This window comes from Pseudomonas sp. K8, assembly GCF_014889455.1.
Lineage (GTDB): Bacteria > Pseudomonadota > Gammaproteobacteria > Pseudomonadales > Pseudomonadaceae > Aquipseudomonas > Aquipseudomonas veronii.
Genome location: NZ_VJWO01000047.1, coordinates 22,793 through 48,042, shown reverse-complemented (window position 1 = coordinate 48,042; position 25,250 = coordinate 22,793). Strand labels below are relative to the sequence as shown.

General features: G+C 62.2%; 25 protein-coding genes. 21 read left to right on the top strand and 4 right to left on the bottom strand.

From position 1 onward, the window contains the following. Positions 1-292: 292 nt before the first annotated feature. The 10 genes from INT12_RS24730 (at position 293) to INT12_RS24685 (ending at position 12,052) form a co-directional block, all read left to right on the top strand. The gene (locus INT12_RS24730) at positions 293-1,450 is read left to right on the top strand and encodes an efflux RND transporter periplasmic adaptor subunit (RefSeq protein ID WP_193040849.1); all 1,158 of its coding nucleotides are present in this window, start codon (positions 293-295) and stop codon (positions 1,448-1,450) included. 12 nt (positions 1,451-1,462) lie between these two features. After that, positions 1,463-4,552 carry an efflux RND transporter permease subunit gene (locus INT12_RS24725; protein WP_102618169.1) on the top strand — a complete coding sequence of 1,030 codons (3,090 nt, stop codon included), beginning with the start codon at positions 1,463-1,465 and terminating at the stop codon, positions 4,550-4,552. Positions 4,553-4,604: 52 nt separating this feature from the next. Further along, positions 4,605-5,246 (top strand): DUF1345 domain-containing protein, encoded by a 642-nt coding sequence (locus tag INT12_RS24720; protein WP_017848412.1) that lies wholly within the window; start codon positions 4,605-4,607, stop codon positions 5,244-5,246. 75 nt (positions 5,247-5,321) lie between these two features. Continuing rightward, a complete protein-coding gene (locus INT12_RS24715; RefSeq protein ID WP_017848411.1) occupies positions 5,322-6,161 on the top strand; it encodes an AraC family transcriptional regulator in 840 nt (279 codons plus the stop codon). 54 nt (positions 6,162-6,215) lie between these two features. Continuing rightward, complete coding sequence (locus INT12_RS24710; RefSeq protein WP_017848410.1) at positions 6,216-6,815, top strand: LysE family translocator; 600 nt, start codon at positions 6,216-6,218, stop codon at positions 6,813-6,815. Positions 6,816-6,924: 109 nt separating this feature from the next. Next, positions 6,925-7,941 (top strand): LacI family DNA-binding transcriptional regulator, encoded by a 1,017-nt coding sequence (locus tag INT12_RS24705; protein WP_156176532.1) that lies wholly within the window; start codon positions 6,925-6,927, stop codon positions 7,939-7,941. A 76-nt stretch (positions 7,942-8,017) separates the two neighbouring features. Next, on the top strand, positions 8,018-8,800 hold the full coding sequence (locus INT12_RS24700) for a sugar phosphate isomerase/epimerase family protein (RefSeq protein WP_017848408.1): 783 nt from the start codon (positions 8,018-8,020) through the stop codon (positions 8,798-8,800). Beyond that, a complete protein-coding gene (locus INT12_RS24695; protein ID WP_017848407.1) occupies positions 8,793-9,734 on the top strand; it encodes a sugar kinase in 942 nt (313 codons plus the stop codon). The genes INT12_RS24700 and INT12_RS24695 overlap by 8 nt, the downstream gene beginning before the upstream one ends. A 45-nt stretch (positions 9,735-9,779) precedes the next feature. Next, positions 9,780-11,075, top strand: a complete 1,296-nt coding sequence (locus tag INT12_RS24690) for an MFS transporter (protein WP_046383171.1) — start codon at positions 9,780-9,782, stop codon at positions 11,073-11,075. Then, a complete protein-coding gene (locus INT12_RS24685; RefSeq protein ID WP_193040848.1) occupies positions 11,075-12,052 on the top strand; it encodes an NAD(P)-dependent oxidoreductase in 978 nt (325 codons plus the stop codon). The genes INT12_RS24690 and INT12_RS24685 overlap by 1 nt, the downstream gene beginning before the upstream one ends. Before the next feature lie 136 nt (positions 12,053-12,188). On the opposite strand, the gene INT12_RS24680 is transcribed toward INT12_RS24685, so the two are convergent. Continuing rightward, complete coding sequence (locus tag INT12_RS24680; protein ID WP_193059057.1) at positions 12,189-13,814, bottom strand: methyl-accepting chemotaxis protein; 1,626 nt, start codon at positions 13,812-13,814, stop codon at positions 12,189-12,191. A 234-nt stretch (positions 13,815-14,048) separates the two neighbouring features. Here INT12_RS24680 and INT12_RS24675 point away from each other — a divergent pair, with 234 nt between their 5' ends. Genes INT12_RS24675 through INT12_RS24665 form a run of 3 tightly spaced genes read left to right on the top strand, consistent with a single transcriptional unit; the run spans position 14,049 to position 16,508 of the window. Continuing rightward, positions 14,049-15,476 carry a nucleobase:cation symporter-2 family protein gene (locus INT12_RS24675; RefSeq protein ID WP_046383168.1) on the top strand — a complete coding sequence of 476 codons (1,428 nt, stop codon included), beginning with the start codon at positions 14,049-14,051 and terminating at the stop codon, positions 15,474-15,476. Between the two features lie 12 nt (positions 15,477-15,488). After that, positions 15,489-15,950 (top strand): LEA type 2 family protein, encoded by a 462-nt coding sequence (locus INT12_RS24670; RefSeq protein ID WP_017848402.1) that lies wholly within the window; start codon positions 15,489-15,491, stop codon positions 15,948-15,950. Positions 15,951-15,956: 6 nt separating this feature from the next. Next, a complete protein-coding gene (locus tag INT12_RS24665; RefSeq protein ID WP_193040858.1) occupies positions 15,957-16,508 on the top strand; it encodes a GNAT family N-acetyltransferase in 552 nt (183 codons plus the stop codon). A gap of 46 nt (positions 16,509-16,554) precedes the next feature. Here INT12_RS24665 and INT12_RS24660 read toward each other — a convergent pair whose 3' ends face one another. Next, positions 16,555-17,481: a carbon-nitrogen hydrolase family protein gene (locus tag INT12_RS24660; protein WP_026140204.1), complete on the bottom strand. Its 927-nt coding sequence runs from the start codon at positions 17,479-17,481 to the stop codon at positions 16,555-16,557. A gap of 83 nt (positions 17,482-17,564) precedes the next feature. On the opposite strand from INT12_RS24660, the gene INT12_RS24655 reads away from it, so the two are divergent. Beyond that, positions 17,565-18,494, top strand: a complete 930-nt coding sequence (locus tag INT12_RS24655) for a LysR family transcriptional regulator (RefSeq protein ID WP_079443641.1) — start codon at positions 17,565-17,567, stop codon at positions 18,492-18,494. On the opposite strand, the gene INT12_RS24650 is transcribed toward INT12_RS24655, so the two are convergent. Next, a complete protein-coding gene (locus tag INT12_RS24650; protein ID WP_017848398.1) occupies positions 18,466-18,720 on the bottom strand; it encodes a hypothetical protein in 255 nt (84 codons plus the stop codon). The two genes, INT12_RS24655 and INT12_RS24650, sit on opposite strands and share 29 nt — an antisense overlap. A 162-nt stretch (positions 18,721-18,882) precedes the next feature. Here INT12_RS24650 and INT12_RS24645 point away from each other — a divergent pair, with 162 nt between their 5' ends. Continuing rightward, a complete protein-coding gene (locus INT12_RS24645) occupies positions 18,883-19,203 on the top strand; it encodes a DUF883 family protein (RefSeq protein ID WP_017848397.1) in 321 nt (106 codons plus the stop codon). A 59-nt stretch (positions 19,204-19,262) separates the two neighbouring features. Here the strand turns inward: INT12_RS24645 and INT12_RS24640 are convergent, their stop codons facing one another. Further along, positions 19,263-20,297 (bottom strand): Ldh family oxidoreductase, encoded by a 1,035-nt coding sequence (locus tag INT12_RS24640; RefSeq protein WP_017848396.1) that lies wholly within the window; start codon positions 20,295-20,297, stop codon positions 19,263-19,265. A gap of 267 nt (positions 20,298-20,564) precedes the next feature. Between INT12_RS24640 and INT12_RS24635 the strand changes: the two genes are divergently transcribed. The 6 genes from INT12_RS24635 (at position 20,565) to INT12_RS24610 (ending at position 25,236) form a co-directional block, all read left to right on the top strand. Next, positions 20,565-21,554, top strand: a complete 990-nt coding sequence (locus INT12_RS24635; protein WP_102618174.1) for a FecR family protein — start codon at positions 20,565-20,567, stop codon at positions 21,552-21,554. Positions 21,555-21,884: 330 nt separating this feature from the next. After that, positions 21,885-22,337 (top strand): hypothetical protein, encoded by a 453-nt coding sequence (locus tag INT12_RS24630; RefSeq protein ID WP_026140202.1) that lies wholly within the window; start codon positions 21,885-21,887, stop codon positions 22,335-22,337. Then, positions 22,337-22,888, top strand: coding sequence for an adhesin (locus tag INT12_RS24625; protein ID WP_079443640.1), 552 nt, complete (start codon positions 22,337-22,339; stop codon positions 22,886-22,888). The genes INT12_RS24630 and INT12_RS24625 overlap by 1 nt, the downstream gene beginning before the upstream one ends. A 68-nt stretch (positions 22,889-22,956) precedes the next feature. Then, positions 22,957-23,712: a hypothetical protein gene (locus tag INT12_RS24620; RefSeq protein WP_046483704.1), complete on the top strand. Its 756-nt coding sequence runs from the start codon at positions 22,957-22,959 to the stop codon at positions 23,710-23,712. Positions 23,713-23,773: 61 nt separating this feature from the next. Next, entirely contained in the window at positions 23,774-24,454 is a 681-nt protein-coding gene (locus INT12_RS24615; protein WP_017848391.1) for a C39 family peptidase, read from the top strand. A gap of 38 nt (positions 24,455-24,492) precedes the next feature. Next, complete coding sequence (locus INT12_RS24610; RefSeq protein ID WP_046483706.1) at positions 24,493-25,236, top strand: hypothetical protein; 744 nt, start codon at positions 24,493-24,495, stop codon at positions 25,234-25,236. Positions 25,237-25,250: the final 14 nt, after the last annotated feature.

The following is a 25,250-nucleotide window of genomic DNA, read 5'->3' as shown; positions in this document are numbered from 1 at the left end:
TGTGGGACATGTACCTATGTAACTATCCACTGGGTAGGCTAGACAGCGGTGCAAGCCGGCTGTCCAGCACCCAGAAACGTAAAGGATGTCCCCGGTCTCGTTTGTAAAGGATGTCTCCGTCTGTACAGCCCTGCCACATTTGATCTTCAGTGTTTGCAAGGTTGTGCAAGGATATACGCCCGCGGCCGAACGTGGGCTGCACCTTACATTTCTTCACAGACGACCTACACAGCTTCACAGCACTGCGGCGCGGACGGCATTAGGATGCGCCAGTCAATATTGGGATAAGAGCATGTCGAAGAATCTGTTTGCGCCGTTTTGCTTGCTGGCCCTGACACTCGCCCTGAGTGCGTGTGACAAGTCGTCCGCCGAAGCACCGGCAACGCCCCTGGCCACAGTCCGCATCGAAACCCTCGAGGCCAAACCCCTGTCCATCAGCAGTGAACTGAGCGGGCGCATTGCCGCGCCGCGCATTGCCGAAGTGCGCGCGCGGGTCGCCGGGGTGGTGATGCAGCGGGTGTTCAAGGAAGGCCATGACGTGAAACAGGGCGACGTGCTGTTTCGCATCGACCCAGCCCCGTTCAAGGCCGATCTGGACAGCGCTCAGGCCAACCTGAGCAAGGCCGAGGCCAATGCGTTCCAGGCGCGCCTGCAAGAACAGCGCTACAGCCAGTTGGTCGAAGGCAACGCCATCAGCGGCCAGGACTACGACAACGCCCGCGCCGCCCTGCGCCAGACCAACGCCGAGGTCGCCGCGAACAAGGCCGCCGTCGAACGGGCCAAACTGAACCTGGGCTACGCCACCGTCACCGCGCCGATTTCCGGGCGCATCGGGCGTGCGCTGGTGACCGAAGGCGCGCTGGTCGGCCAGAACGAGGCCACGCCGCTGGCGATCATCCAGCAATTGGACCCGATCCACGCCGACCTGACCCAGTCCACCCGTGAGTTGAACGAGCTGCGCCGCGCCTTCCGCGCCGGCAGCCTGAAACAGGTCGGCCAGGACCAGGCCAAGGCCACGCTGATCCAGGACGACGGCAGCCTGTATCCGCTGCCGGGCAAATTGCTCTTCGCCGAGATCAGCGTCGACCCCGGCACCGGGCAGATCATCGTGCGCAGCGAGTTCCCCAACCCGGACCTCGACCTGCTGCCCGGCAGTTTTGTGCGCGTGCGCCTGGAGCAGGCGGTCGACCGCCAAGGCATCAGCGTGCCGCAACGTGCGATCACCCGTGATAGCGCCGGCATCCCGATGGTGCTGTTGTTGGACGCCGAACAAACCGTGACCCTGCAACCGGTGGAATTGGGCGCGGTGATCGATGACCGCTGGATCGTCAGCGCCGGCCTCAAGGCCGGTGACCGCATCGTCGTCGAGGGTGTGCAACACGTGCGTCCCGGTGAAAAAGTTCAAGTGGATGACAGCACGCCGCCGCCCGCCCAGGCTTCCGGCCAATAAGGATCTTTGACCATGCCGCAGTTCTTTATTGACCGCCCGATCTTCGCCTGGGTGGTCGCCCTGTTTATCCTACTGGCCGGCGCGCTCGCCATCCCGCAGTTGCCGGTGGCCCAGTACCCCAACGTCGCACCGCCGAAAGTCGAGATCTACGCGGTGTACCCCGGCGCTTCGGCGCAGACCCTGGATGAAAGCGTGGTCAGCCTGATCGAGCAAGAGCTCAATGGCGCCGATCACCTGCTGTATTTCGAATCCCAGAGCAGCCTCGGCTCGGCCACCATCACTGCGACTTTCCAGCCGGGCACCAACCCGGAGATGGCCCAGGTCGATGTGCAGAACCGCCTCAAGGCCGTGGAATCGCGCTTGCCCCAGGCGGTGACCCAGCAGGGTTTGCAGGTGGAGAAAGTCTCCGCCGGCTTCCTGCTGCTGGTGACCCTGACCTCCAGCGACGGCAAGCTCGATGACGTGGCGCTCAGCGACTACCTGGCGCGCAACGTGATGAACGAGCTCAAGCGCCTCGACGGGGTGGGCAAGGCCCAGCTGTATGGCGCCGAGCGGGCCATGCGGGTGTGGATCGACCCGCAGAAGCTGATCGCTTTCAACCTGACCCCGGCCGACGTGAATGCCGCGATCAGCGCGCAGAACGCCCAGGTTTCCGCCGGCAGCATCGGCGACTTGCCGGGCACCAAGACCCAGGAAATCACCGCGGCAATCCTGGTCAAGGGCCAGTTGTCCACGCCGGCCGAGTTCGCCGACATCGTGCTCAAGGCCAACCCTGACGGTTCCACCGTGCGTATCGGCGATGTGGCGCGAGTGGAAGTCGGCAGCCAGGAATACCAGTTCTCCACACGCCTGAACGGCAAGCCGTCCACCGCCGTCAGTGTGCAACTGTCGCCGGGCGCCAATGCGCTGAGCACCGCGAACATGGTGCGGGCGAAGATGGATGAGCTGTCGCGCTACTTCCCGGCCAATGTCGAATACAAGATCCCGTATGACACCTCGCCGTTCGTCAAAGTCTCGATCACCAAGGTGGTCTACACCCTGCTCGAAGCGATGGCGCTGGTGTTCGCGGTGATGTTCCTGTTCCTGCAGAACGTGCGCTACACGCTGATCCCGACCCTGGTGGTGCCGATTGCGTTGATGGGCACCTTCGCCACCATGCTGTTGCTCGGGTTCTCGATCAACGTGCTGACCATGTTCGGTATGGTGCTGGCCATCGGTATCCTGGTGGACGATGCGATCGTGGTGGTGGAGAACGTCGAGCGGATCATGGTCAGCGAGGGCCTGTCGCCCAAAGAGGCCACGCGCAAGGCCATGGGCCAGATCACCGGGGCCATCATCGGCATTACGTTGGTGCTGGTGGCGGTGTTTCTGCCGATGGCATTCATGCCAGGCTCGGTGGGGGTGATCTACCAGCAGTTTTCGCTGTCGATGGCCACCTCGATCCTGTTCTCGGCGTTCCTCGCCCTGACCTTGACCCCGGCACTTTGCGCGACCCTGCTCAAGCCGATCGCCAAGGATGAGCACCACACCAAGGGCGGGTTCTTCGGCTGGTTCAACCGGCGTTTCGAACGGCTCACCGACCGCTACGAAGGCTGGGTGGCGTATGCCCTCAAGCGCAGCGGCCGTTACCTGCTGATCTACCTGGTGCTGCTGGTGGGCCTGGGGCTGATGTTCAGTCGCCTGCCCTCCTCGTTCCTGCCGGTGGAGGACCAGGGTTACACCATCACCGATATCCAGTTGCCGCCGGGCGCGAGCAAGAACCGCACGGTGCAGGTGGCCGAACAGATCGAAGCGCACAACGCCAAAGAGCCCGGGGTTGGTGACACCACCATGATCATGGGCTTCAGTTTCTCCGGCTCCGGGCAGAACGCGGCGCTGGCGTTCACCACGCTCAAGGATTGGTCGCAACGCAGCAGCGACGACTCGGCCGCCGCGATTGCCGACCGCGCCAACATGGCGTTCACCGAACTGAAGGACGCGATTGCCTATGCGATCCTGCCTCCACCGGTGGACGGCCTCGGCACCAGCAGCGGTTTCGAGTTCCGCCTGCAGGACCGTGGCGGCGTCGGCCACGCGGCGTTGATGGCGGCGCGTACCGAACTGCTGGACGCTGCGGGAAAAAGCCCGATCCTGGCCAACGTGCGTGAAAGCGCCCTGGCCGAAGCGCCGCAAGTGCAGCTGCAGGTCGACCGCAAGCAGGCCAACGCGCTGGGCGTGTCCTTCGCCGATGTGGGCAATGTACTGTCGTCGGCCATCGGTTCGACCTACGTCAATGACTTCCCCAACCAGGGGCGCATGCAGCGCGTGGTGGTGCAGGCCGAAGGCGACCAACGCAGCCAGGTCGCGGATCTGTTGAAGATCAACGTGCGCAACAAGGCCGGCGAGATGGTGCCGCTGTCCGCGTTCGTCGTAGCCAAGTGGACCCAGGGGCCGACGCAGTTGACCCGTTACAACGGCTACCCGGCCATCGCCATTTCCGGTGAAGCGGCACCGGGGCACAGCACGGGCGAGGCGATGGAAGAAATCCAGCGCCTGGTCAACCAACTGCCGGCGGGCCTGGGCCAGGAATGGACCGGCCTGTCGTTGCAGGAACGCCTGTCCGGCTCCCAAGCACCGCTGTTGCTGGGCCTGTCGCTGCTGATCGTGTTCCTGTGCCTGGCCGCCCTGTATGAAAGCTGGTCGATCCCGACGTCGGTGCTGCTGGTGGTGCCGCTGGGCGTGCTCGGCGCGGTGTTGGCCGTGACCTTGCGCGGCATGCCCAACGATGTGTTCTTCAAGGTCGGGCTGATCACCATCATCGGCCTGTCGGCGAAGAACGCGATCCTGATCATCGAGTTCGCCAAGGACCTGTACGAGCAGGGCGAAGACTTGCTCGACGCGACCTTGAAGGCCGCGCGGCTGCGCTTGCGGCCGATCATCATGACCTCGCTGGCGTTCATCCTCGGCGTGGTGCCCCTGGCGATTGCCACCGGCGCCAGTTCGGCGAGCCAGCAAGCGATCGGTACGGGGGTGATCGGCGGGATGATCACTGCGACGCTGGCGGTGGTGTTTGTGCCGGTGTTCTTTGTGGTCGTCATGAAGCTGGTGCGCAAGCGTCCATAACCCGCGCAAAAATGCGCTATGGTGCTCACAACCGCCCTTGTTGTGAGCACCCATGCCCTTCCTCGCCCGCACCCACCCTCGCCTCTCTTGCGCCGCCGTCCTGGGCCTTGCCGTTGGCATCCTGGTACCCGCCGATACACTCGTGAGCAAAATCCTGATCGGCTGGAATGCCGGCGTCTGGATCTACCTGGTGCTGATGCTGTGGCTGACCATCCGCGCCAAGGCCGAAGACGTCAAACGCATCGCCGAGATCGAGGATGAGAACGCCGGCCTGGTGCTGTTCACGGTGTGCATCGCGGCCATCGCCAGCCTGGCCACCATCACCTTCGAACTGGTCGGCAGCAAGGACCTGAGCACCGCCGAGCGGCTGTTGCACTACGGTTTTACCGGCCTGACGGTCATCGGCTCATGGTTGTTGATTGGGGTGATCTTCAGCGTTCACTACGCCCGGCTCTATTACACCTGGGCCGGCAAAGAGCCGGCGCTGCGCTTTGCCGAGGGGTTGTTGACCCCCAACTATTGGGACTTCCTGTACTTTTCCTTCACCATCGGCGTCGCCGTGCAAACGTCGGACGTGGGCGTTGCCACCCGCAGCATGCGCAAGGTGGTACTGGGACAATCGCTGATCGGGTTTCTGTTCAACACGGCGATCCTCGGCTTTTCGATCAATATTGCCGCGGGACTGTTCAATTGACGCTGCACAAACCTTCTAGACGCCCACGGCTCGATGGGCGCTAGATAACATCGTCTATTCCGCCTCGGTGTTGTGATGGCCGCGCACAATTGGATCGATCTGTCCCAGGACGCCGACACCGGCATCGAGACCCTGCGCGCGCATTTCGAGGGGCACGCCTATGATCCCCATTGGCACGACAGCTACCTGATCGGCGTGACCGAACAAGGCGTGCAGCAATTTAACTGCCGCCGCACGCGCCACAACAGCGTGCCCGGCCAGGTGTTCCTGGTGGAACCCGGCGAGTTGCATGACGGCGATGCGCCCACGGCCGACGGCTTTACCTACCACATGCTCTACCTCGACCCGCAGTGGTTGACGCGGGAAGTGAGCGCGGTCTTCGAAGAGGCTCCCGTCAACAGCCAGCTGAGTTTTGCCGCGACCTTGACCAACGACCCGCGCCTGGCCCTTGCCACCAGCCAAGCCTTTCGCACCCTGCACAGTGGCGAATTGCGCATCGTGCGACAACGGGCCATGGACCAGTTGCTCGAACGCCTCACCGGCCAGCTCCACTGGCGCAGCCGTTACCGTGACGACCCACGCCTGCCGCTGGTCGCCCACAAAGCCCGGGAATACCTGCATGCCCACCTGCATCACGATGTGGGCATGGACGCCCTGGCGCTGGCCTGCGGCGTCGACCGCTTCCGCCTGACCCGTGCGTTCAGGAGCGCGTTTGGCCTGCCGCCCCATGCTTATCTGGTGCAACTGCGCCTGGCCCGCGCGCGGCACTTGCTGGCCAAGGGTGAACAACCGGCCGATGTGGCGATCGCCCTGGGTTTTGCCGATCAGAGCCACCTGGGCCGCTGGTTCGTGCGCGCTTATGGCCTGACGCCGGCGGCCTACCGCAAGCGCTGCTCAAACCTTCCAGACAGGTGATACGCGGGCTTGTGAAGATCGACGCCATCAATGGGTCTATCGGAGTCGTCCACCATGCTGTCCACACTGCTGCCTTTCATGCTGTTTGCCTTCGTCGCCTCAATTACCCCCGGCCCGACCAATATCCTGGTACTGAGCAACAGCGCCCGTTTCGGTTTCAGGGCCACGCTGCCAATCATCCTGGGCGCCTGCGCCGGCGCGGCGCTGCTCGTGCTGGTGGTGGGCTCGGGGTTTGGCCAGTCCTTGGTGCAGCTACCCAAGCTGCAAACCGCCATGCAATGGATCGGCATTGCCTGGCTGAATTACCTGGCCTGGCAGATTTTCAGCGCCCCCACCCGGGCCATCGAAGCGGATACACGCCAAAAACCCCTGAGCCTGATCGGCGCCGCCAGCCTGCAATTGATCAACCCGAAAAGCTGGATGATGGCACTGGCGGTAGTCAGCGTTTTTACCGGCAATGGTGCGGAGCGCCAAAGCCAGGTGGTGTACCTCTCCCTGGCGTTTTTCCTGATATCGATCCCCTGCCTGGGCACCTGGGCGCTGTTGGGTGCCGGGTCCGCACGGGTGTTGCGTTCGACCAGCGCCATGCAGCGTTTCAACCGCGGTATGGCCGTGCTGCTGTTGGCGGCGGCTTGGTTAAGTGTGCTGGCCTGAACACACCGGCTATCTGGCTTTGTCCTACAACTTCTTGACGGCTTTCGTACTTTAGTGGTTTCCTGAAACCGGTTTCAGTCATTCCAATAAAAATAGAAGGTCGATGACCGTGAACAGTTTCTCTGCCGCCCAGCGCAGCCGCGTGACCATGCTCGACGTCGCCCAGCGCGCCGGCGTGTCCAAAGCCAGCGTGTCGCGCTTCATCGGCGACGACCGCGCCCTGCTCTCCGACGCCATCGCCCTGCGCATCGAGCACGCCATCGCCGAACTCGGCTACCGCCCCAACCAGATGGCCCGTGGCTTGAAACGCGGGCGCACGCGCCTGATCGGTATGCTGGTGGCCGATATCCGCAACCCCTATTCCATTGCCGTGATGCACGGTGTCGAAACCGCCTGCCGCCAGCACGGCTACAGCCTGGTGGTGTGCAACACCGACCGCGATGACGAGCAGGAACGCCAGCACCTGGCGGCGCTGCGTTCGTACAACATCGAAGGGCTGATCGTGAACACCCTCGGCCACCACCTCGAACAACTGCTGGAACTGCAACGGGAAATGCCCCTGGTGCTGGTGGACCGCAAGGTCGCACCGTTGCACAGCGACCTGGTGGGTTTGGATAACCCGGCCGCGGTACGCATGGCGCTGGAACACCTTGAGCAACAGGGCTACCGCGAGATAGTGCTGGTCAGCGAGGCCACCGATGGCACCAGTTCGCGCCTGGAGCGCCTTGACAGTTTCACCGCCGAGATTGCCCGCCGCCCGGCGTTGAGTGGCACGGTGCTGGAACTGGACGGCGCGCTGGAAAAGCGCCTGCGCAGCTTCCTGGCCAAGCCCGGCGCCAAAGCCGTGTTCTGCGCCAACGGCATCGCCGCCCTCGCCTGCACCCGCGCGCTCAAGGCGCTGGAGTGCGACCTGTTCGCGGACGTCGGCTTGATCGCCCTGGATGACCTGGACTGGTACCCGCTGGTGGGCACCGGCATCACCGCCCTCGCCCAACCGACGCAGGCGATTGGCGCGAGTGCCTTCGACTGCCTGCTCAAGCGCCTGCGCGGCGATACGGCGCCGGCCCGCACCCTGGATTTCCTGCCCGAACTGATCGTTCGCGGTTCCACCCAACCCACCTCGTAGCCGCTGTCGAGCCCTCGCGGGCGTCAATTCAATAGGTTGCGCATAAAAATGAAACCGGTTTCAGAGGTACACAATCATGCATGAATACCCCGTCTCCATCAGCCTTTCCAGCTACGGCGCCGACCTCGTCCGCCAGCAGGGCCAATTGAGTTTTGTCGCCCTGCTGGCGGCGGCCGGTGCCCGGCGCATCGAGTGGCGCGAAGAGCTGCTGACCATTGAACAACCCGCACAACTGGCACGGGCGGCGGCCGAACAAGGCCTGGAGTGCGTGTTCTCTTCGCCGCTGGAACTGTGGGTCGCCGGCCGCGCCCAGCCGAATGCCGAGCTCGCCGCGACCCTTGATCGCGCCCAGGCCTTTGGTGCGCGCTGGCTGAAAGTCTCCCTCGGCTACTTCACCGACACCAACGACCTGCACAGCCTGCACGCCCTGCTCAACCGCCACCCGGTCAAGTTGCTGGTGGAAAACGACCAGACCCTGCATGGCGGCCGCATCGAACCGCTGCAACGTTTCTTCAGCGAAGTCGAGCGCCTTGGCCTGCCGGTGAAGATGACGTTCGATATCGGTAACTGGCACTGGCAGGACCAGTCCGCGCTCACCGCCGCGCGCCTGCTCGGCCGGCATGTCGACTACCTGCACTGCAAGGCCGTGGCGCGTCGTGCGGACGGCAAGCTGGTGGCGCTGCCGCCCGGCGCCACCGACCTGCATCTGTGGGAACAACTGCTGGGCCACATGACTCAAGGTATTACCCGGGCGGTGGAATTCCCGCTGCAAGGCGATGACCTGGTCGAAGTCACCGCCCGGCAGGTCGCCACCCTCGCCCTGCTTGGCCAACCCCGTGCGGAGTACGCCCATGTCTGAGATCGATATCCTGTCGTTCGGTGAAACCATGGCGATGTTTGTCGCCGAACAGAGCGGCGACCTGGCCCAGGTGGGCCACTTCCACAAACGCATCGCCGGGGCCGACAGCAATGTCGCCATCGGCCTGTCGCGCCTGGGCTTCAACGTCGCCTGGCTGAGCCGGGTGGGCAACGACTCCCTGGGCCGCTTTGTGCTCGACACACTCAAGCAACAAGGCCTGGATTGCCGGCACGTGGCGGTCGACCCGCTGCACCCCACCGGTTTTCAGCTCAAGTCCCGCGAAGAAGCCGGCGATGATCCCCAAGTCGAGTACTTCCGCAAGGGCTCGGCGGCCAGCCACTTATCCATCGCGGCCATCAGCCCGGCGCTGCTGCAGGCGCGCCACCTGCACGCCACCGGCATCCCGCCGGCCTTGTCCGAGGCCACCGGCGAGTTGTCCCGCGAGCTGATGACGCAAATGCGCAAGGCCGGGCGCAGCGTGTCGTTCGACCCGAACCTGCGCCCGGCGCTGTGGCCCAGCCAGCAGCAGATGATCCGCGAGATCAACGCCCTCGCAGGCTTGGCAGATTGGGTCTTGCCGGGCTTGAGCGAAGGTCGCTTGCTTACCGGTTTCGACGACCCGGCGGACATCGCCGCGTTTTACCTGGACCAGGGCGCCGAAGCCGTGGCCATCAAGCTCGGCCCGGACGGCGCGTATTACCGCACCCAACTGGACCAAGGCTTTGTCGCCGCCGTGAGCGTGGACAAAGTGGTCGACACCGTCGGCGCCGGTGATGGCTTTGCCGTCGGCATGATCAGCGCCCTGCTGGAAAACCTCAGCTTCCCCGAGGCGGTACACCGCGGCAACTGGATCGGCAGCCGTGCCGTGCAGAGCCGCGGCGATATGGAAGGCTTACCCACACGCACGGAGCTGCCGACCCGATCCGTTGCTTGACCCACTCCCTGTTGCCACAACTACAACAAGCTCAGGAGCAACCCCATGGATACCTTGAAACTCGCCACCCGCCGTTGGTGGTACATCATGCCCATCGTCTTTATCACCTACAGCCTGGCGTACCTGGACCGCGCCAACTACGGTTTCGCCGCCGCCAGCGGCATGGCTGAAGACCTGATGATCACACCCGGCATGTCGTCCCTGCTCGGCGCACTGTTCTTCCTCGGTTACTTTTTCTTCCAAGTGCCGGGCGCGATCTACGCGCAAAAGCGCAGCGTGAAGAAGTTGATTTTCGTCAGCCTGATCCTCTGGGGCGGCCTGGCCACCCTGACCGGCGTGGTGTCCAACGCCTACATGCTGATCGCCATTCGCTTCATGCTCGGCGTGGTCGAAGCGGCGGTGATGCCGGCGATGCTGGTGTACCTGTGCCACTGGTTCACCCGTGCCGAACGCTCGCGGGCCAATACGTTCCTGATCCTCGGCAACCCGGTGACCATGCTGTGGATGTCGGTGGTGTCCGGCTACCTGGTGCAGCATTTCAGCTGGCGTTGGATGTTCATCGTCGAAGGCCTGCCGGCGGTGCTGTGGGCGTTTATCTGGTGGCGCCTGGCCGATGAGCGGCCCAAGGATGCCCGGTGGTTGAGCGACAGCGAAAAGCACCAGTTGGAAACCGCCCTCGCCGCCGAACAGGTGGGGATCAAAGCGGTGAAGAACTACGCCGAAGCGTTTCGCTCGCCCAAGGTGATCATCCTCGCGCTGCAGTTCTTCTGCTGGAGCATCGGCGTGTACGGCTTTGTGCTGTGGCTGCCGTCGATCCTCAAGGCCGGCTTGCAGATGGACATGGTCGAGGCCGGCTGGTTGTCGGCGCTGCCGTACCTGGCGGCGGTGATCGGCATGCTGGTGGTGTCGTGGGGTTCGGACAAGCTGCAAAAACGTAAGCGGTTTGTGTGGCCGCCGTTGTTGATCGCCTCTATCGCTTTCTATGCGTCCTACGTGCTCGGCGCCGAACATTTCTGGTGGTCTTACACCCTGCTGGTGATTGCCGGCGCGTGCATGTACGCGCCCTATGGACCGTTTTTCGCGATTGTCCCGGAGATCCTGCCGGCCAACGTCGCCGGCGGCGCCATGGCGTTGATCAACAGCATGGGCGCGCTCGGTTCGTTCGGCGGTTCGTACCTGGTGGGTTACCTCAATAGCAGCACCGGTTCCCCCGGCGCCTCTTACCTGCTGATGAGCGGCGCGTTGATGGTCTCGGTGGTGCTGACGATTTTCCTCAAGCCCGGCGCCAGCGACCGCGAGCGCGCGCCGTTGCAGTCCCTCGAATTAAAGGTGAAGACCTGATGAAAAAGTCTGTCGTTCTGTACAAAAAACTCTCCGCGCCGCTGATGGCCCGGCTGCATGAGCACGCCGAGGTCACGCTGATCGACGCGCTCGACCCGCCCGGCCTGACCAAACTGCGCGACGCCCTCCCCGGCGCCCATGGGTTGCTGGGCGCGAGCCTGCGCCTGGACGCCGCGTTGCTGGACCTGGCACCGCAACTGGAGGCGGTGGCCAGCGTGTCCGTCGGCGTCGACAACTACGACATCGAGTACCTGACCCGGCGCGGCATCCTGCTCAGCAACACGCCCGATGTGCTGACCGAAACCACCGCCGACACCGGCTTCGCGCTGATCCTCGCCACCGCACGCCGGGTGGTCGAACTGGCCGATATGGTGCGTGCCGGCCAGTGGCACAAGAACATCGGCCCGGCGCATTTCGGCAGCGACGTGCATGGCAAGACCCTGGGCATCATCGGCATGGGCCGCATTGGTGAAGCGCTGGCCCAGCGCGGGCATTTCGGCTTCGGCATGCCGGTGCTCTACCACAGTCACTCGCCCAAGCCACAGGTGGAAGAACGGTTCGGCGCGCAGTACCGTCGCCTGAACGACTTGCTGCAACAAGCAGACTTCGTCTGCCTGACACTGCCGCTCACCGCCGAAACCGAGCGGTTGATCGGCGCGCAAGAATTCGCCCTGATGGGCCCGGAGACGATCTTTATCAATATCTCCCGCGGCAAGGTGGTGGATGAAGCCGCGCTGGTCGAGGCCTTGCAGCAGTGCACGATTCGCGCGGCGGGGCTGGATGTGTTCGAGCGCGAGCCGCTGCCCCACGACTCGCCGTTGCTGCGCTTGAACAATGTGGTGGCCACGCCGCATATCGGCTCGGCGACCCATGAGACGCGGGAAGCGATGGCCGAGTGCGCGGTGGATAATCTGCTCGCGGCGCTCGCCGGTCAGAAGCCGAAAAACCTGGTGAATCCAAGCGCCTGGATGCAATAGCTTCTGACACCACATAGAGCAAATGTGGGAGGGAGCTTGCTCCCGATGGCGCTGGATCAGTCAGTAGATGAGTTGACTGACCCATTGCTATCGGGGGCAAGCCCCCTCCCACATTGGGATTGCATTGCAAAGTGGCTCAGATAACGAACCTGGCCACCATCGCATTCAAATCCACCGCCAGGCGCGACAGCTCATGGCTGGCCGCGCTGGTCTGGTTGGCGCCCGCCGCCGACTGGGTCGCCAGGTCGCGGATGTTGACCAGGTTGCGGTCTACTTCACGGGACACCTGGGCCTGTTCTTCCGAGGCGCTGGCGATCACCAGGTTGCGCTCGTTGATCAGGCTGATCGACTGGGTGATCTGCTCCAGTGCCACGCCGGCCGCGCGGGCCATTTCCAGGGTGTTATGGGTGCGCTGGTTGCTCTGTTGCATGGATTGCACGGCTTCACCGGTGCCGTTCTGGATACCGGCGACCATTTTCTCGATTTCCTGGGTCGACTGCGCGGTGCGATGGGCCAGGGCCCGCACCTCGTCGGCCACCACCGCGAAGCCGCGTCCGGCTTCACCGGCGCGGGCGGCTTCGATCGCCGCGTTGAGCGCCAGCAGGTTGGTCTGCTCGGCAATCGCCCGGATCACGTCGAGGACCTTGCCGATGTCGCGCCCCTGAGTGGCCAGACCTTCGATCAGCAGCGAGGTGTTTTGCACATCCTGGGTCATGGTCTGGATCGCGCCGACGGTCTCAACCACCCGGTCGCGGCCTTCCCGTGCCGCCTGGTTGGACTGCGTGGAGGCTTCGGAGGTGGACACGGCGTTCCGCGCCACCTCTTCCACGGCAGCGGTCATCTCATTGACGGCCGTGGCGGCCTGGTCGATTTCGTTGTTTTGTTGCTGCAAGCCTTTGGAGGCTTCTTCGGTGACGGCGCTCAACTCTTCCGCCGCCGAGGCCAATTGCGTGGCCGAACCGGCGATGTGCTGGATGGTCTGGCGCCAGTTGGTTTGCATGGCCGACAACGCACTGATCAAACGCGCCGGTTCATCCTTGCCATCGTCTTCAATGACTTTGCTCAAGTCGCCGCCGGCAATGGTTTGCGCCACTTCCACGGCTTTGCGCAGCGGTGTGACGATGCTGCGGGTCAGCAACCAGGCCAGCAACACCGTGAGCAAGGCGGCGGCCACTGCCACCACGACGATCCCGCTGATCGCGCTGTCATAGCTGCGTCCGGCCTGCTCGTTGGCCTGCTTGGCGCCAGCGGAGTTGAGGGCGATCAGCTTGTTCAACTGCTCGCCCATCTGATCGGTGCCGTTCTTGATCCGGGTATTGATCAAGGCGCGCATCTCATCGACCTTGTTTTGCTGGGACAGCGCCAGCATCTCGGCCTGGGCCGTCAGGTAGTTGTCCAAGGTGCCGACAAACGTCTTGTACAGGGCCGCTTCCTCAGGCACGGAAGGTAACGCTGAGTAACCGGCCTGGGCGGCTCTGACCTTGTCGATCAGTACGGCGATGCGCGTTTGCGCCTCTTGCAACGCGGCCGGTTCACGGTTGACCAATACGCGGAACGACAAGATACGCATGCGCAACACGTTTTCCGTGAGGCTGCCCAAGTAGGCCACGCTGGGCAGTTGGTTGCTGCTCATATCCACCGACGCCTGACGGATCAGCGTCATGCGGTTGACTGCAAACACTCCCAATACAACCACCAACAACGCAATGAATGCGAAACCGAGAGACGCTCGAGGGGCAATATTCAGATGACGAAGAGACATAGAGGTATTCTCAAGAAGGAGTGTCTGCGCGCATCCCTGCAGCGGAATGATCAGCTGGCGTCAACACGCTGCTCTGACCTTGGTCACCACTTGTTGTCATTGTTGGGTGGGCCTATGAAAGATATCGGCAGGCCCAGCGGTTTTCGCAGGGCCTCCATAAATATTTTTTTACACTTCTGACGATCAGCGGTTTCTGGCATCCTGCGCCTCCATTTTCTGTCCAGAGCCCGCATTTTGTCTGACGCTCAAGCCCCGCGCCCGCGCTATAAATCCGACCTGATCTATGGCCTGGAAGACCGTCCGCACTTCTCTGCCGCAATGTTTGCCGCCTTGCAGCATGTGTTGGCGAGCTTTGTCGGCATCATCACCCCTACGCTGATCGTCGGCGGCGTGCTGGGCCTGGAAAGCGAGGTGCCGTACCTGGTGAGCATGGCCTTGTTCGTGTCGGGGCTCGGCACTTTTGTGCAGGCGCGCACGTTCGGCCCGATCGGTTCGGGGTTGTTGTGCCTGCAGGGCACCAGTTTTTCGTTTATCAGCGTGATTCTCAGTGCCGGGTTCATGGTCAAGGCCCGGGGTGGCGGCACCGATGAGATTCTCTCGACGATCTTCGGCATCTGTTTTTTCGCGGCGTTTATCGAAGTCGTGCTCAGCCAGTTCATCGGCAAGTTGCGCAAGCTGATCACCCCGGTGGTGACCGGCACCATCATCACCCTGATGGGCCTGTCGCTGATCAAGGTGGCGGTCACCGACATGGCCGGTGGCTTCGGCGCCGACAACCTCGGCGCCGCGAGCAATATGGGGCTGGCCGCGCTGGTGCTGCTCACCATCGTGGTACTCAACCGCTTCAACAACCCGTTCCTGCGCCTGGGTTCGATCGTGATCGGCCTGACCCTGGGCTTCATCGTGGCCTGGTGGCTGGGCCGTGTGGATATGGCGGCCTTGCCCCAGGTGCCGTTGATCAGCGTGCCGGTGCCGTTCAAGTACGGCTTCTCGTTCGACTGGGTGGCGTTTATCCCGGTGGCGGTGATCTTCCTGATTTCGCCCCTGGAGGCCGCCGGTGATCTGACGGCCAACTCGATGATTTCCCAACAGCCGGTCAAGGGCCCGCTGTACATCAAGCGCATCAAGTCCGGCCTGCTGGCGGACGGCCTCAACTCGGCGATGGCCGCGACCTTCAACAGCCTGCCGATGGTGACGTTCGCCCAGAACAACGGCGTGATCCAACTCACCGGCGTAGCCAGCCGTTATGTGGCGTACTTCATTGCCGGCCTGCTGGTGCTGCTGGGGCTGTTCCCGATGATCGGCGCGGTGCTGCAACTGATGCCCAAGCCGGTATTGGGCGGCGCGACGCTGATCATGTTCGGCACCGTCGCCGTGGCGGGGATCAAGATCCTCGCCGAAGCCGGCCTGCACCGCCGCAATATGCTGATCGTGGCGATCTCCCTGGGCATGGGCCTGGGTGTCGCCGCCGTGCCGGAAGTGTTGCGCGACCTGCCCAAGGCGCTGCACAACATCTTCGAATCGCCGATCACCGTAGGCGCGTTCTGTGCAATCCTGCTGAACATTTTCCTGCCAGAAGAGTTCTTAGAGCTGGAAGAAGATGAATTTGATCCGGAGTCCTCAACCCTCAAAGTGATGCAAGACCCGGACGTCACGCACTAGGAGCACCTTCGTATGCGCAAGCTCATGGTTCTATCGATACTGCTGCTGACCTTGAGCGCTTGCGCCCTGTTCCCCAATCGCGACCCGGTCACTATCAACGTGGTGGGCATCGAGCCGCTGCAAAGCCAGGACCTGGAAGTGCGCTTCGCCGTGAAACTGCGGGTGCAGAACCCCAATGAAACGGCGATCGACTACAACGGCGTGGCCCTGGACCTGGAGGTCAATGGCCGGCCGCTGGCATCGGGGGTGAGTGATCAGCGCGGAAGCATCCCACGTTTTTCCGAGACGGTTCTGATGGTGCCGGTCAGCGTTTCAGCATTTTCCGTGTTACGGCAAACCCTCGGCCTGAGCCAGACCCAGAGTTTGAACAACCTGCCCTACGTATTGCGCGGCAAATTGGCCGGCGGGCTGTTCGGCACCATGCGGTTTGTCGATCGTGGAACACTGGACCTGCCGAATACCGCCACTTGGTAACCCCCCATGCAACCGACCTTGGTCACCCAACGCCTGATTCTGCGCCCGCTGACACTCGACGATGCCGAGGGCATCCAGCAACAGTTCCCCCATTGGGAAGTGGTGCGTTATCTCAATGCGCTGGTGCCGTGGCCCTACCCGGCTGACGGCGCGCGTCACTACCTGGAACACATCGCGTTGCCCACCATGGCCCGGGGCGAGGAATGGCATTGGGCGATCCGCCTGAAAAGCGCGCCGGAGCAATTTATCGGCAATATCAGCCTGATGGACGAACCCGATAATAACCGTGGGTTCTGGTTGGGGCCGCGATGGCAGGGCCAGGGGTTGATGTCCGAAGCGAGCGAGGCGGTGACCGCCTATTGGTTCGAGGTGCTTGAGCGGCCCGTGCTGCGCGTGCCGAAAGCTGCGCCCAACCTGAAGTCGCGGCGAATTTCAGAACGCACGGGCATGCGTCTGATCAGGACAGACGAAGGTGAGTTTGTCGAGGGTATTTTTCCACGGGACATCTGGGAAATGACCCGTGAAGAGTGGCTGGATCGCCGCTCTTTCAAGCGATAGACATCAACCGGTGGGAGTGGGCTGACTCCCACCGGTTTTACCGCGCTCAGTCCGTGATATAGCGCACGCCCGGCTTTGCCCGCTCATCGACCACCAGCTCGAAAACATCCGGCCGGGCGTAATGCCCCACCACGTCATAGTCATACCGTGCGCGCACCAGATCGTCGGTATTGATCTGCGCGCTCAAGAGCCCGGCCTCACCCAGCAGCGGCCCAGCCAGGATGTCGCCCATGGGGCCGACAATCACACTGCCGCCTGCAATCAACGGACGATCTGAAGGCCAGTTGGCCACCTCAACGCCCAGCGCCGCGGGCGATGCCTGCACCTGGCACGCACTGACCACAAAACAGCGGCTCTCGTGGGCAATGTGGCGCATGCTCACCTGCCACATCTCGCGCTCATCCACCGTGGGCGCACACCATACCTGCACACCCTTGGCGTACATCGCCGTTCGCAGCAGGGGCATCATGTTTTCCCAGCACACCGCGCCGCCGATGCGCCCGACCGCCGCGTCGATCACCGGCAGTGTGGAACCATCGCCCTTGCCCCAGATCAGCCGCTCGGTGCCGGTGGGCATCAGCTTGCGGTGCTTGGCCACCAGGCCGTGCGCCGGCTCGAAGTACAGCATGGTGCAATACAAGGTGCTGGCGCTGCGCTCGATCACGCCCAGGACCAGGCTGGCACCGGTGCGCGCCGACAAACCGGCCAACGCTTCGGTTTCGGCGCCGGGCACGTCGATGGCGTTGGCAAAATATCGCGCAAAGGCTTCGCGACCTTCGGGCAGGCGATAACCGAGTTGCGTGCCGAAGCCTTCGCCTTTGGGATAACCGCCCAGCAGCGCCTCGGGCATCACCACCAATTGCGCGCCACTGCGCAGGATCGGCTCTTCATACGCCAGGATTTGCGCCAGGGTGTCGGCCTTGCCGCCGGGCAAGGAACCGATTTGCAAGGCGGCCACAATAGAAACAGGCATCAGGATCACTCCGAACAATGAGGGGTTGCCCATTCTCCAGCCAGCCAGGATCATGAATAAAGCCCACCTCAGTGCTGAATGATATGAGCCAGATAAATATCACCCAAGTCGACCTCAACCTGCTGAAAACCTTCGAAGCCCTGCACGACGAATCCAGCGCCAGCCGCGCAGCGTTGCGCCTGGGCGTCACCCAATCGGCGATCAGCGCGGGCCTGCGGCGTTTGCGCGAGGTGTATGGCGACCAACTGTTCGTGCGAACCGGCCGTGGCCTGGCGCCGACCTTGCGGGCCAACCAGTTGAAGCCGGTGATCAGTGAGGCGTTGGACCGCTGCCGACAGAGCCTGGCAATGACCCACCCGGACACCCAGCAGTATCAGGGACGCTCCGTGGTGCTGGGTTTATCCGACGACTTCGAGATTGCCTACGGCCGCCGCCTGATGGCGGAAATTGCCCAGCGGTTGCCGAAATTGCGTGTGATTTTCCGTCAGACCCACAGCCAGATCGTCGCCGCCGCCCTGCTCGACCGCAGCCTCGACCTGGCGATTACCGCCGGCGGCTTTGCCGAACGCCGCCTAAGCCGGCAGGTGCTGGGAGAAGGTGATTACCGCTGCCTGGTCGACCCGCACAGCCTGGCGCCAGGCCAGCAATGCATCGACCTGCACGCGTTCGTTAGCCGCGAGCATGTGCTGGTGTCATCCGGCGGGTTTATCGGGATCACCGATGAAGGGCTGGCGGCACAAGGGCTGAGCCGCCAGGTGTGTGCCTCCACCAGCCACTTCGCCGCGTTGCCGTTTCTGCTCAAGGGCAGCCAGGCGGTGGCGACCATTCCCGGGCACGCCGCCGAAGCCATCGCCGGCATGACCGGCTTGCAGGTTCTGCCGTGCCCGCTGGCGCTGCCGCGCTACCCGGTGGAACTGGGCTGGCGCACTCAGGCTCAGCTTGATCCGATGTTGCTGAAAGTGCGCGAGGCGATTGTCGCCAGCTTTACTTCGCCGCCGCCATCAGCTTGTTGACTTCGCTGCGCACCATGTTGGAGAACTCCGGCGGCGACATGCCGTCGAGTTCCGCGCGAACCCATTCGGCCCACTTGCCCTTGCGTTTGGCGCGCTCGCCGAACAGGCGCGCGGCTTCGCCCTTGGCCTTGCCCAGGTTGCTTTGCCACAGGTCGTAGAGACGGGACTTTTCATCTTCCAGCTCGGCGCGTTCGGCGAGGGTCTTGTTGGCGAGATTGAAGCTCATGTTGAATTTCCTGCTGCACAAATAGGTGACATCTTACACTGTAGGTCTAAGTTTCCTGATTCGGATTTCGCATACCCACGCCGGCCGGCAAAAAACTGCAACTTTTGCCGCCGCCCGACACTCCATTGTTCACTGTCACATTTACCTGCAAGGAGTCACACAATGGCCCGTAAATCTGCCGCCCAAGTCGTCGAAGATCAAATCAAGGATCAAGCGTTCAGCGAACTGACTGCACTGATCGAAGAGTCGGACAAACTGCTCAAAAACAGTGCTTCCCTGGTCGGCGAAGAAGGTGAAACGCTGCGCGAGCAGGTCGCTATCAAGCTCAAGCAAGCGCTCGACTCGGTGTCCAATGTGCGCGAGCGCAGCAAGCCGGTGGTGGATGCCACCGAAACCTACATCGGCGGTCACCCGTGGCAGACCGTGGCGATCTCGGCAGGCTTTGGCCTGGTGGTCGGCCTGCTGCTCGGTCGTCGCAACTAATACTGTAGGCATTGCGTAGCCACTGCCGAACCCTGGCGAGGTAGCGGCTACGCGGGTTTTCAGACGGCCCACTCACGTAGTTGATTCAACGCCTGCGCGTCCACTTCAATGCCTGCCGCCAACGACTTCGCCCGCGTGCGATGACGTCGATCCCCCGGCAACCGCCGCAACCCCACCGCGTGCATCTGCCGCACCAGTTCCTGGCTGCGCTCGGCGAAGTTTTGCCCGGCGGTTTTGCTCGGGTCGATCAGGATCAACAACTGGCCGGTCCACGGCGTGCGGGCGCCAGGGTGATCGGCCCAGTTGAACTCAAACGAGAAGTTGCCGCCGGTCAGGGCCGCGGCCAGTAACTCGACCATCATCGACAGCGCCGAGCCCTTGTGCCCGCCGAACGGCAACAACGCACCGCCTTCGAGGATGGCCTTGGGGTCCTGGGTCGGCTGGCCCAGGCTGTCGACGCCCATGCCCGGCGGCAGGCGCTCGCCGTTGCGCGCAGCAATCTGCACGTCACCATGGGCGATGGCGCTGGTGGCTAGGTCGAACACAATCGGCGCGCCGTCCGCCCGTGGCGCGGCAAACGCGATCGGGTTGGTGCCGAACAGCGGGCGATCGGCGCCATGGGGCACCACGCAGGTCATGCTGTTGACCACGCTCAGCGCCACCAGGCCTTGCTCGGCGAAAGGTTCGACATCCGGCCACAGCGCGGCGAAGTGATGGGAGTTGTGTATCGCCAGCAACGCGATACCGGCGCTGCGGGCCTTGTCCACCAGCAACGCACGGGCCGCCGCCAACGCCGGTTGGGCGAAGCCATTCGCGGCGTCGACCCGCACGAAGCCGGAAGCGACATCCGTGACCACCGGCGTGGCCTTGCCATCGACCCAGCCGCTCTCCAGCGTGCTGATATATCCGGGCATCCGAAAGATGCCATGGCTGTGGGCGCCGTCGCGCTCGGCGCTGGCGCAATTGTGCGCGAGGATCTGCGCCACTTGCGGCGACGTGCCGTGCTTCACAAACACCGCGTGCAGCAACCCCACCAGGTCGTTGAAACCGATGAACGCTGAAGAATTGTCAACTCTCGGGGACTGGGCAGACATCGGTAGCTCCGATTTTGTAATTGGAAGAGACAACAAGAATCCAGACCGACGATTAAACAACGCCTCCCGTGCCTGCTGTCAACGGGCGCTTGAGTTATCTACTGCCTGACGCGCTTCGCCGTCCATTACGGTGTGTCGCGACTCCATCACCAGCCTGTTTGGGCGTGCCCCAACGAGAATAAAAGTTCAATTGATGCGCAATTGCCATGAAGGCTGTTCTCGCCCCCGGTCTCGGGAGGTTAGAATGTGGGAAATCAGGATGAATTAATGACCGAAAAGTCTGCTTTAGAAGCCGAATATGACGCCATCACCGACGCCGCCGCGCATTGGTGCATGCGCTTGCATGCAAGTGATTGCACGGCGGACGAACGACAGGCCTTTCAACAATGGCACGATGCTCATCCGCTGCATGCCTTCGAATACGCGGCGATGCTGGAAATCTGGGACGTGGCCGATCACTTGCCACGCAATGCGCCGCCCATAGCGCCGTTCAGACCGCGTCGCCGGCTGCGCGATTACGCGGTGGCTGCCGCAGTGTGCTTGGCCGCGCTGCCCCTGGCGGCGTTCACCGGCTGGGAAGCGGGCTGGTTGCCGACTGCCTATGAACGGTTCGAGGCCAGCAATGGCCTGCGCCAGGTCACCCTGGCCGATGGCAGCCAGGTTGAGCTCAACCTGGGCACCGAACTGGTCTACGCCGATTACAAGGACCAGCGCCGGGTCACACTGAGCAAGGGCGAGGCGTTTTTCAAGGTCAGCCATGACAGCACCCATCCGTTTGTCGTCAAGGCCGGTGAAGGACAGGTGCGCGTGACCGGCACCCAATTCAACGTGTGGAAATACGAAAATCAGGTGCGGGTGATGCTGCTCGAAGGCTCGGTGCAGATTTCCAGCGACCCGGCGCACGGCAGCGTGCCGCTGACCCCTGGCATGCAAGCCAGCTATCAACCAGGCGATGCCACCCCGCGCGTGCGCCCGATCAACCCCAACGACAGCGCCCTCGCCTGGCGCCAGGGCAAATTGGTCCTGGACAACCTGGCCCTGGCCGACGCGTTACCGTTGATCAACCGCTACCTGAACAAACCCGTGATGCTGGCCGATATCGGCACCGGAACGATCCGCATCGGCGGCATCTATAACATCAGCGAGGTCAACAACCTCGTCCCCTCCCTGCCCAAGGTTTTGCCGGTCTACCTGACCCAGAACCAGGATGGCAATCCCGTCCTCAACTCCATCCCACGTAAAGCGCCCAAGGGCTGAGGCTTCTGCCTGTCCCTGCGAGCCTGATTGCGCCCGCAGTGTCCATTTCTGAAACACCCTCCTCCTCTGAGCGGCCCTGACAGCGCGGCTTCATCGTTTTGTCATACGCAGTGTTACATCACTGATACAACCTCCCGAAAGCATGACCTGCGGGCCGGCCATCGGGCTGGCATCGGCGCGGTGTATCAGCGCTGAAACAGCATGGCCATCACTTAGCCTGCTATGTTTCATATCTATCTGATTAACAACAACAAAACAAAAGCGGCACGCCTTCTGCTCTATTCCTTACAGCGCTGTTTAGGGTCAGCGCAACGAAAAAGGAATGCCGCCGTGATCACACTCACTCAAGGTTCGATGAATGTACTGCTGGTCAGCTGTGTACTCAGCATCGGCGTCAGCGTTCCGAGCTTTGCTGCCGACGGTGTCATCGTGACCGGGCGTGAAGTGCAAGGTCATATGTACGGTCGCGCATCGTTCGGTCCAGACCCCTACCCCACCACTGCCAACGCCAATCCCAGCAGAGAAATCAACAGTGCCACCTCAAGTGAACTCAGTGATTTGGATATCGGCGGCATCAGCAGTGGCTCGAGCATCGCCCGTTCCATACAGACTGCGGGGAACTTGTCTGGCGTGACCTCCACGCAAAGCAGCATGTCGACACTGGGTACCGGTGCAACGGCCGGCCACGGCGCGGGCAGCAGCATGGGCGGCCAGATCAGCAACTCGATCCAGCGCGGCATGGCCCCCCTGAACAACATTGGCAACATGATGGGGGGCAAGTAATGAATCGCACTCTTCTGATCCTCGCCCTGCTGAGCAGCGCCACTGCATGGGCAGACGACTCCGCGGTGATCAACAACAGCGGAAAAAACTACAACGGCAACTTCTCGATCAACCAGTCGGCCGGCATCCAACAGCAAACGGCCAACAACCGTGCCATCACACTGGGTGGACAAGCCACCACCGTCAATATCCAAAACCTGAACGGCAAGGTCGATCCGTCGCTGAACGCCAAGGCCGCGATCGCAGGAACCTCTTTTACCAATGGCAACGGCATGCTGGGCATCAACCAGACAGCCGGGGCGAATAACCAATCAATCAATGCCGTGCGGGTCAGCATCAACCCTGGCCCGCAAAGCATCGACGACAGCGTCCTGTTGCAGCAGAACACGACGACGCTGGCAACCGACTCAGGGTTCACCCCTACCACTGGCAGTCGCCAGGTCGTCACAAGCGACCAGGCCTTCACAGGCAGCCGAGGAGTGATTCAGGTGAACCAGAGTGCAGGGGTGGGGAACCGAGTGGCTAACACCCTGGGCATCACTATCAAGTAAATGCTTGGTAGTACTCGCTAGACCGTACCAACACTTAACCAACTAAATTAGAAGCAAGGAGAAACACCATGAAACCTCAAATGGCTCTGAAACCAATGGTTTTCGCTCTGGCCGCGCTGATGGCTGCTGCTGCACAAGCAAATGGTGGTGGCTGGCATCCGGCCCCTCAACCCACCGGGGTTGTGGCCGCTGTTGTGACAGACGTACAAAATAGCGCTGGCAACAAGTTCGACGACACCAAAACCGAAAACAACGCTTCGGCCGATGGCTCGGTAAACAGCAACAGTGGTAACACTGGGGTCAACGTCCAGGCTGGCAGTGGCAACCAAGCAGACAACTCTGCTGCCATCTCCAGCGCCAAAGGCGACTTCGCGTCGGTATTCGCCGTGGTCGATGTCAATCAAAACAGCTTGCTGAACACCTACTCCAACAAAGGCACGCAAAACAACGCCTCCCTGGACAAATCGCTTAACAGCAACTCTGGCAACCTGGGTTACAACGGCCAGGCCGGTCAAGGCAACCAGGGTAAAAACAACATGGCAATCACTACCGCTGACGGCAATAACATCGCGGCAGCGGCCAACACCGAGCAAAACTCGCTCGGCAACAGCTACCTGAACGCTGCTGCTACCAGCCACGGTTATGGCTATGGCTATGGCGGCAAACCTCAGTATGTGTCCAACAACTCGAGCCTCGACAGCTCGGTTAACAGCAACTCCGGCAACGTAGGCGTAAACCTGCAGTCGGGCTTGGGCAACCAAAGCAGCAACAGCCTGTCCATCGGTCAGGGTTGCAGCAGCTGCGCCAGCGGCGTTCGCTTCTGATCCAACGGGGCCTTGGCAACAAGGCCCTTTTTTATTCCAGTGTCCAACAGGTCATTCGATCATGCGCCTCGCGACCCTCACCCTCCTGATGTTGCTCACCGGCCCAACATGGGCAGGCACGATGGCGATCTCCGCCATGCCCGGCGGTGCAGTCATCTATAAAAAGGTCGAGAGTATCCGTGAGCGTCGGTTCGCCAACCTGGTGGAACAGAAAACCGATTTCAGCTGCGGTGCTGCGGCACTTGCCACCATCCTGCGCCAAGCCTACTGGCTGGACGTCGACGAAGAACACATCATCAAAGGCATGCTGGTCAACGCCGACCAGAACCTGGTACGCACCCAGGGTTTTTCCATGCTGGACATGAAGCGCTATCTCGAAAGCATCGGCATGCGTGCCCGGGGCTACAAGATCGCACCAGACACTCTGGTGACCGTGAAGATCCCTGTGGTGGTGCTGCTGGAAATCCGGGGCTACAAGCACTTCGTGGTGATGCAACGCGCAGACAAGGACTGGGTATACATCGGCGACCCGGTGCTGGGCCACAAACGCTATTCGCGCGACGATTTCGTCAAGGGTTGGAATGGCATCGTATTTGCGGTGTTGGGCGAAGGTTATGACAAGGCCAATGTCCTGCTTGACCCGCCTACCCCTCTCAGTGCCAAGAACAAACTGAATGAATTCAGACCCGTGGGCGATGCCGAGCTGATGGACTTCGGTTTTATCCAAAGCGACTTCTTCTAAGAAGCGCCATTAGGGGCAGGAAGCTCCAGGAGCGAGAGATGAACACTTCCCGTTGGCTGACGGTCTTGTGTCTGGCAGCCTCAATGCCCGCTTATGCTTCATCGGGGTTCAAGCCTATCGAACTGAAAGACTCGGAAATGGCCGAGTTGCGTGGTCGTTATGTGATGCCGGGGCGGATCATCAGCTTCGGCATCGTCATGAGCAGCACCTGGACCAACTCGGTGGGTGACTCGATCACCGGCAAAGCCAGCATGCAGATCGACAAGGCGACCATCACCCCGCAGTTTTACGTACAGACCGTCGGCGTCAAAGGCACGGGCACCAACCAGACCACAGGCACCGGTTCGGTAGTCGGCGGCGCGGGCCTGGGCAGCGGCCAAGGCGTGACCCAAAGCGTGCGTGCGGCCGGCGATGGCAACACCGCTTACAACAATGTCGGCATCAACGTCACCGAAAACGGCCTCGCACCGGGCAACCTGGTGCAATCAGGCCAGGTGCTGGTCGCCGGAGGCGTGGTCACCGGCAGCAGTGCGGCAGGCGATGTTGCCGTTTCGGCCAGGAACGGTGGCTTGCAAATGGCCATTCAGGCCAATAACAACCAGGGCAACAGCCTTCAACAGATCGGTGCTGGCAATGTACTGCAAGGTACGGTGCTTACCGGCAACACGAATTTTGTCAACAATATGACCCAGCTCAACATTGTCATGGGCAACAGCCTGAACAATGGCGCGCTGAACTGCAATCTTGACCAACTCAAAGGCCTACGCACTCTCGGATATTGAACTACGCTGAGCCT

Excerpts from the sequence above, each read along its gene's own strand:
- INT12_RS24660 (WP_026140204.1), bottom strand. The coding sequence starts at position 17,481 with ATGCCTGTTTCTATTGTGGCCGCCTTGCAAATCGGTTCCTTGCCCGGC.
- INT12_RS24710 (WP_017848410.1), top strand. The coding sequence starts at position 6,216 with ATGCTGTCCACACTGCTGCCTTTCATGCTGTTTGCCTTCGTCGCCTCA.
- INT12_RS24685 (WP_193040848.1), top strand. The coding sequence starts at position 11,075 with ATGAAAAAGTCTGTCGTTCTGTACAAAAAACTCTCCGCGCCGCTGATG.
- INT12_RS24690 (WP_046383171.1), top strand. The coding sequence starts at position 9,780 with ATGGATACCTTGAAACTCGCCACCCGCCGTTGGTGGTACATCATGCCC.
- INT12_RS24680 (WP_193059057.1), bottom strand. The coding sequence starts at position 13,814 with ATGTCTCTTCGTCATCTGAATATTGCCCCTCGAGCGTCTCTCGGTTTC.
- INT12_RS24625 (WP_079443640.1), top strand. The coding sequence starts at position 22,337 with ATGAATCGCACTCTTCTGATCCTCGCCCTGCTGAGCAGCGCCACTGCA.
- INT12_RS24610 (WP_046483706.1), top strand. The coding sequence starts at position 24,493 with ATGAACACTTCCCGTTGGCTGACGGTCTTGTGTCTGGCAGCCTCAATG.
- INT12_RS24615 (WP_017848391.1), top strand. The coding sequence starts at position 23,774 with ATGCGCCTCGCGACCCTCACCCTCCTGATGTTGCTCACCGGCCCAACA.
- INT12_RS24670 (WP_017848402.1), top strand. The coding sequence starts at position 15,489 with ATGCGCAAGCTCATGGTTCTATCGATACTGCTGCTGACCTTGAGCGCT.
- INT12_RS24620 (WP_046483704.1), top strand. The coding sequence starts at position 22,957 with ATGAAACCTCAAATGGCTCTGAAACCAATGGTTTTCGCTCTGGCCGCG.
- INT12_RS24645 (WP_017848397.1), top strand. The coding sequence starts at position 18,883 with ATGGCCCGTAAATCTGCCGCCCAAGTCGTCGAAGATCAAATCAAGGAT.
- INT12_RS24695 (WP_017848407.1), top strand. The coding sequence starts at position 8,793 with ATGTCTGAGATCGATATCCTGTCGTTCGGTGAAACCATGGCGATGTTT.
- INT12_RS24635 (WP_102618174.1), top strand. The coding sequence starts at position 20,565 with ATGACCGAAAAGTCTGCTTTAGAAGCCGAATATGACGCCATCACCGAC.
- INT12_RS24700 (WP_017848408.1), top strand. The coding sequence starts at position 8,018 with ATGCATGAATACCCCGTCTCCATCAGCCTTTCCAGCTACGGCGCCGAC.
- INT12_RS24715 (WP_017848411.1), top strand. The coding sequence starts at position 5,322 with ATGGCCGCGCACAATTGGATCGATCTGTCCCAGGACGCCGACACCGGC.
- INT12_RS24720 (WP_017848412.1), top strand. The coding sequence starts at position 4,605 with ATGCCCTTCCTCGCCCGCACCCACCCTCGCCTCTCTTGCGCCGCCGTC.
- INT12_RS24730 (WP_193040849.1), top strand. The coding sequence starts at position 293 with ATGTCGAAGAATCTGTTTGCGCCGTTTTGCTTGCTGGCCCTGACACTC.
- INT12_RS24665 (WP_193040858.1), top strand. The coding sequence starts at position 15,957 with ATGCAACCGACCTTGGTCACCCAACGCCTGATTCTGCGCCCGCTGACA.
- INT12_RS24650 (WP_017848398.1), bottom strand. The coding sequence starts at position 18,720 with ATGAGCTTCAATCTCGCCAACAAGACCCTCGCCGAACGCGCCGAGCTG.
- INT12_RS24655 (WP_079443641.1), top strand. The coding sequence starts at position 17,565 with ATGAGCCAGATAAATATCACCCAAGTCGACCTCAACCTGCTGAAAACC.
- INT12_RS24640 (WP_017848396.1), bottom strand. The coding sequence starts at position 20,297 with ATGTCTGCCCAGTCCCCGAGAGTTGACAATTCTTCAGCGTTCATCGGT.
- INT12_RS24725 (WP_102618169.1), top strand. The coding sequence starts at position 1,463 with ATGCCGCAGTTCTTTATTGACCGCCCGATCTTCGCCTGGGTGGTCGCC.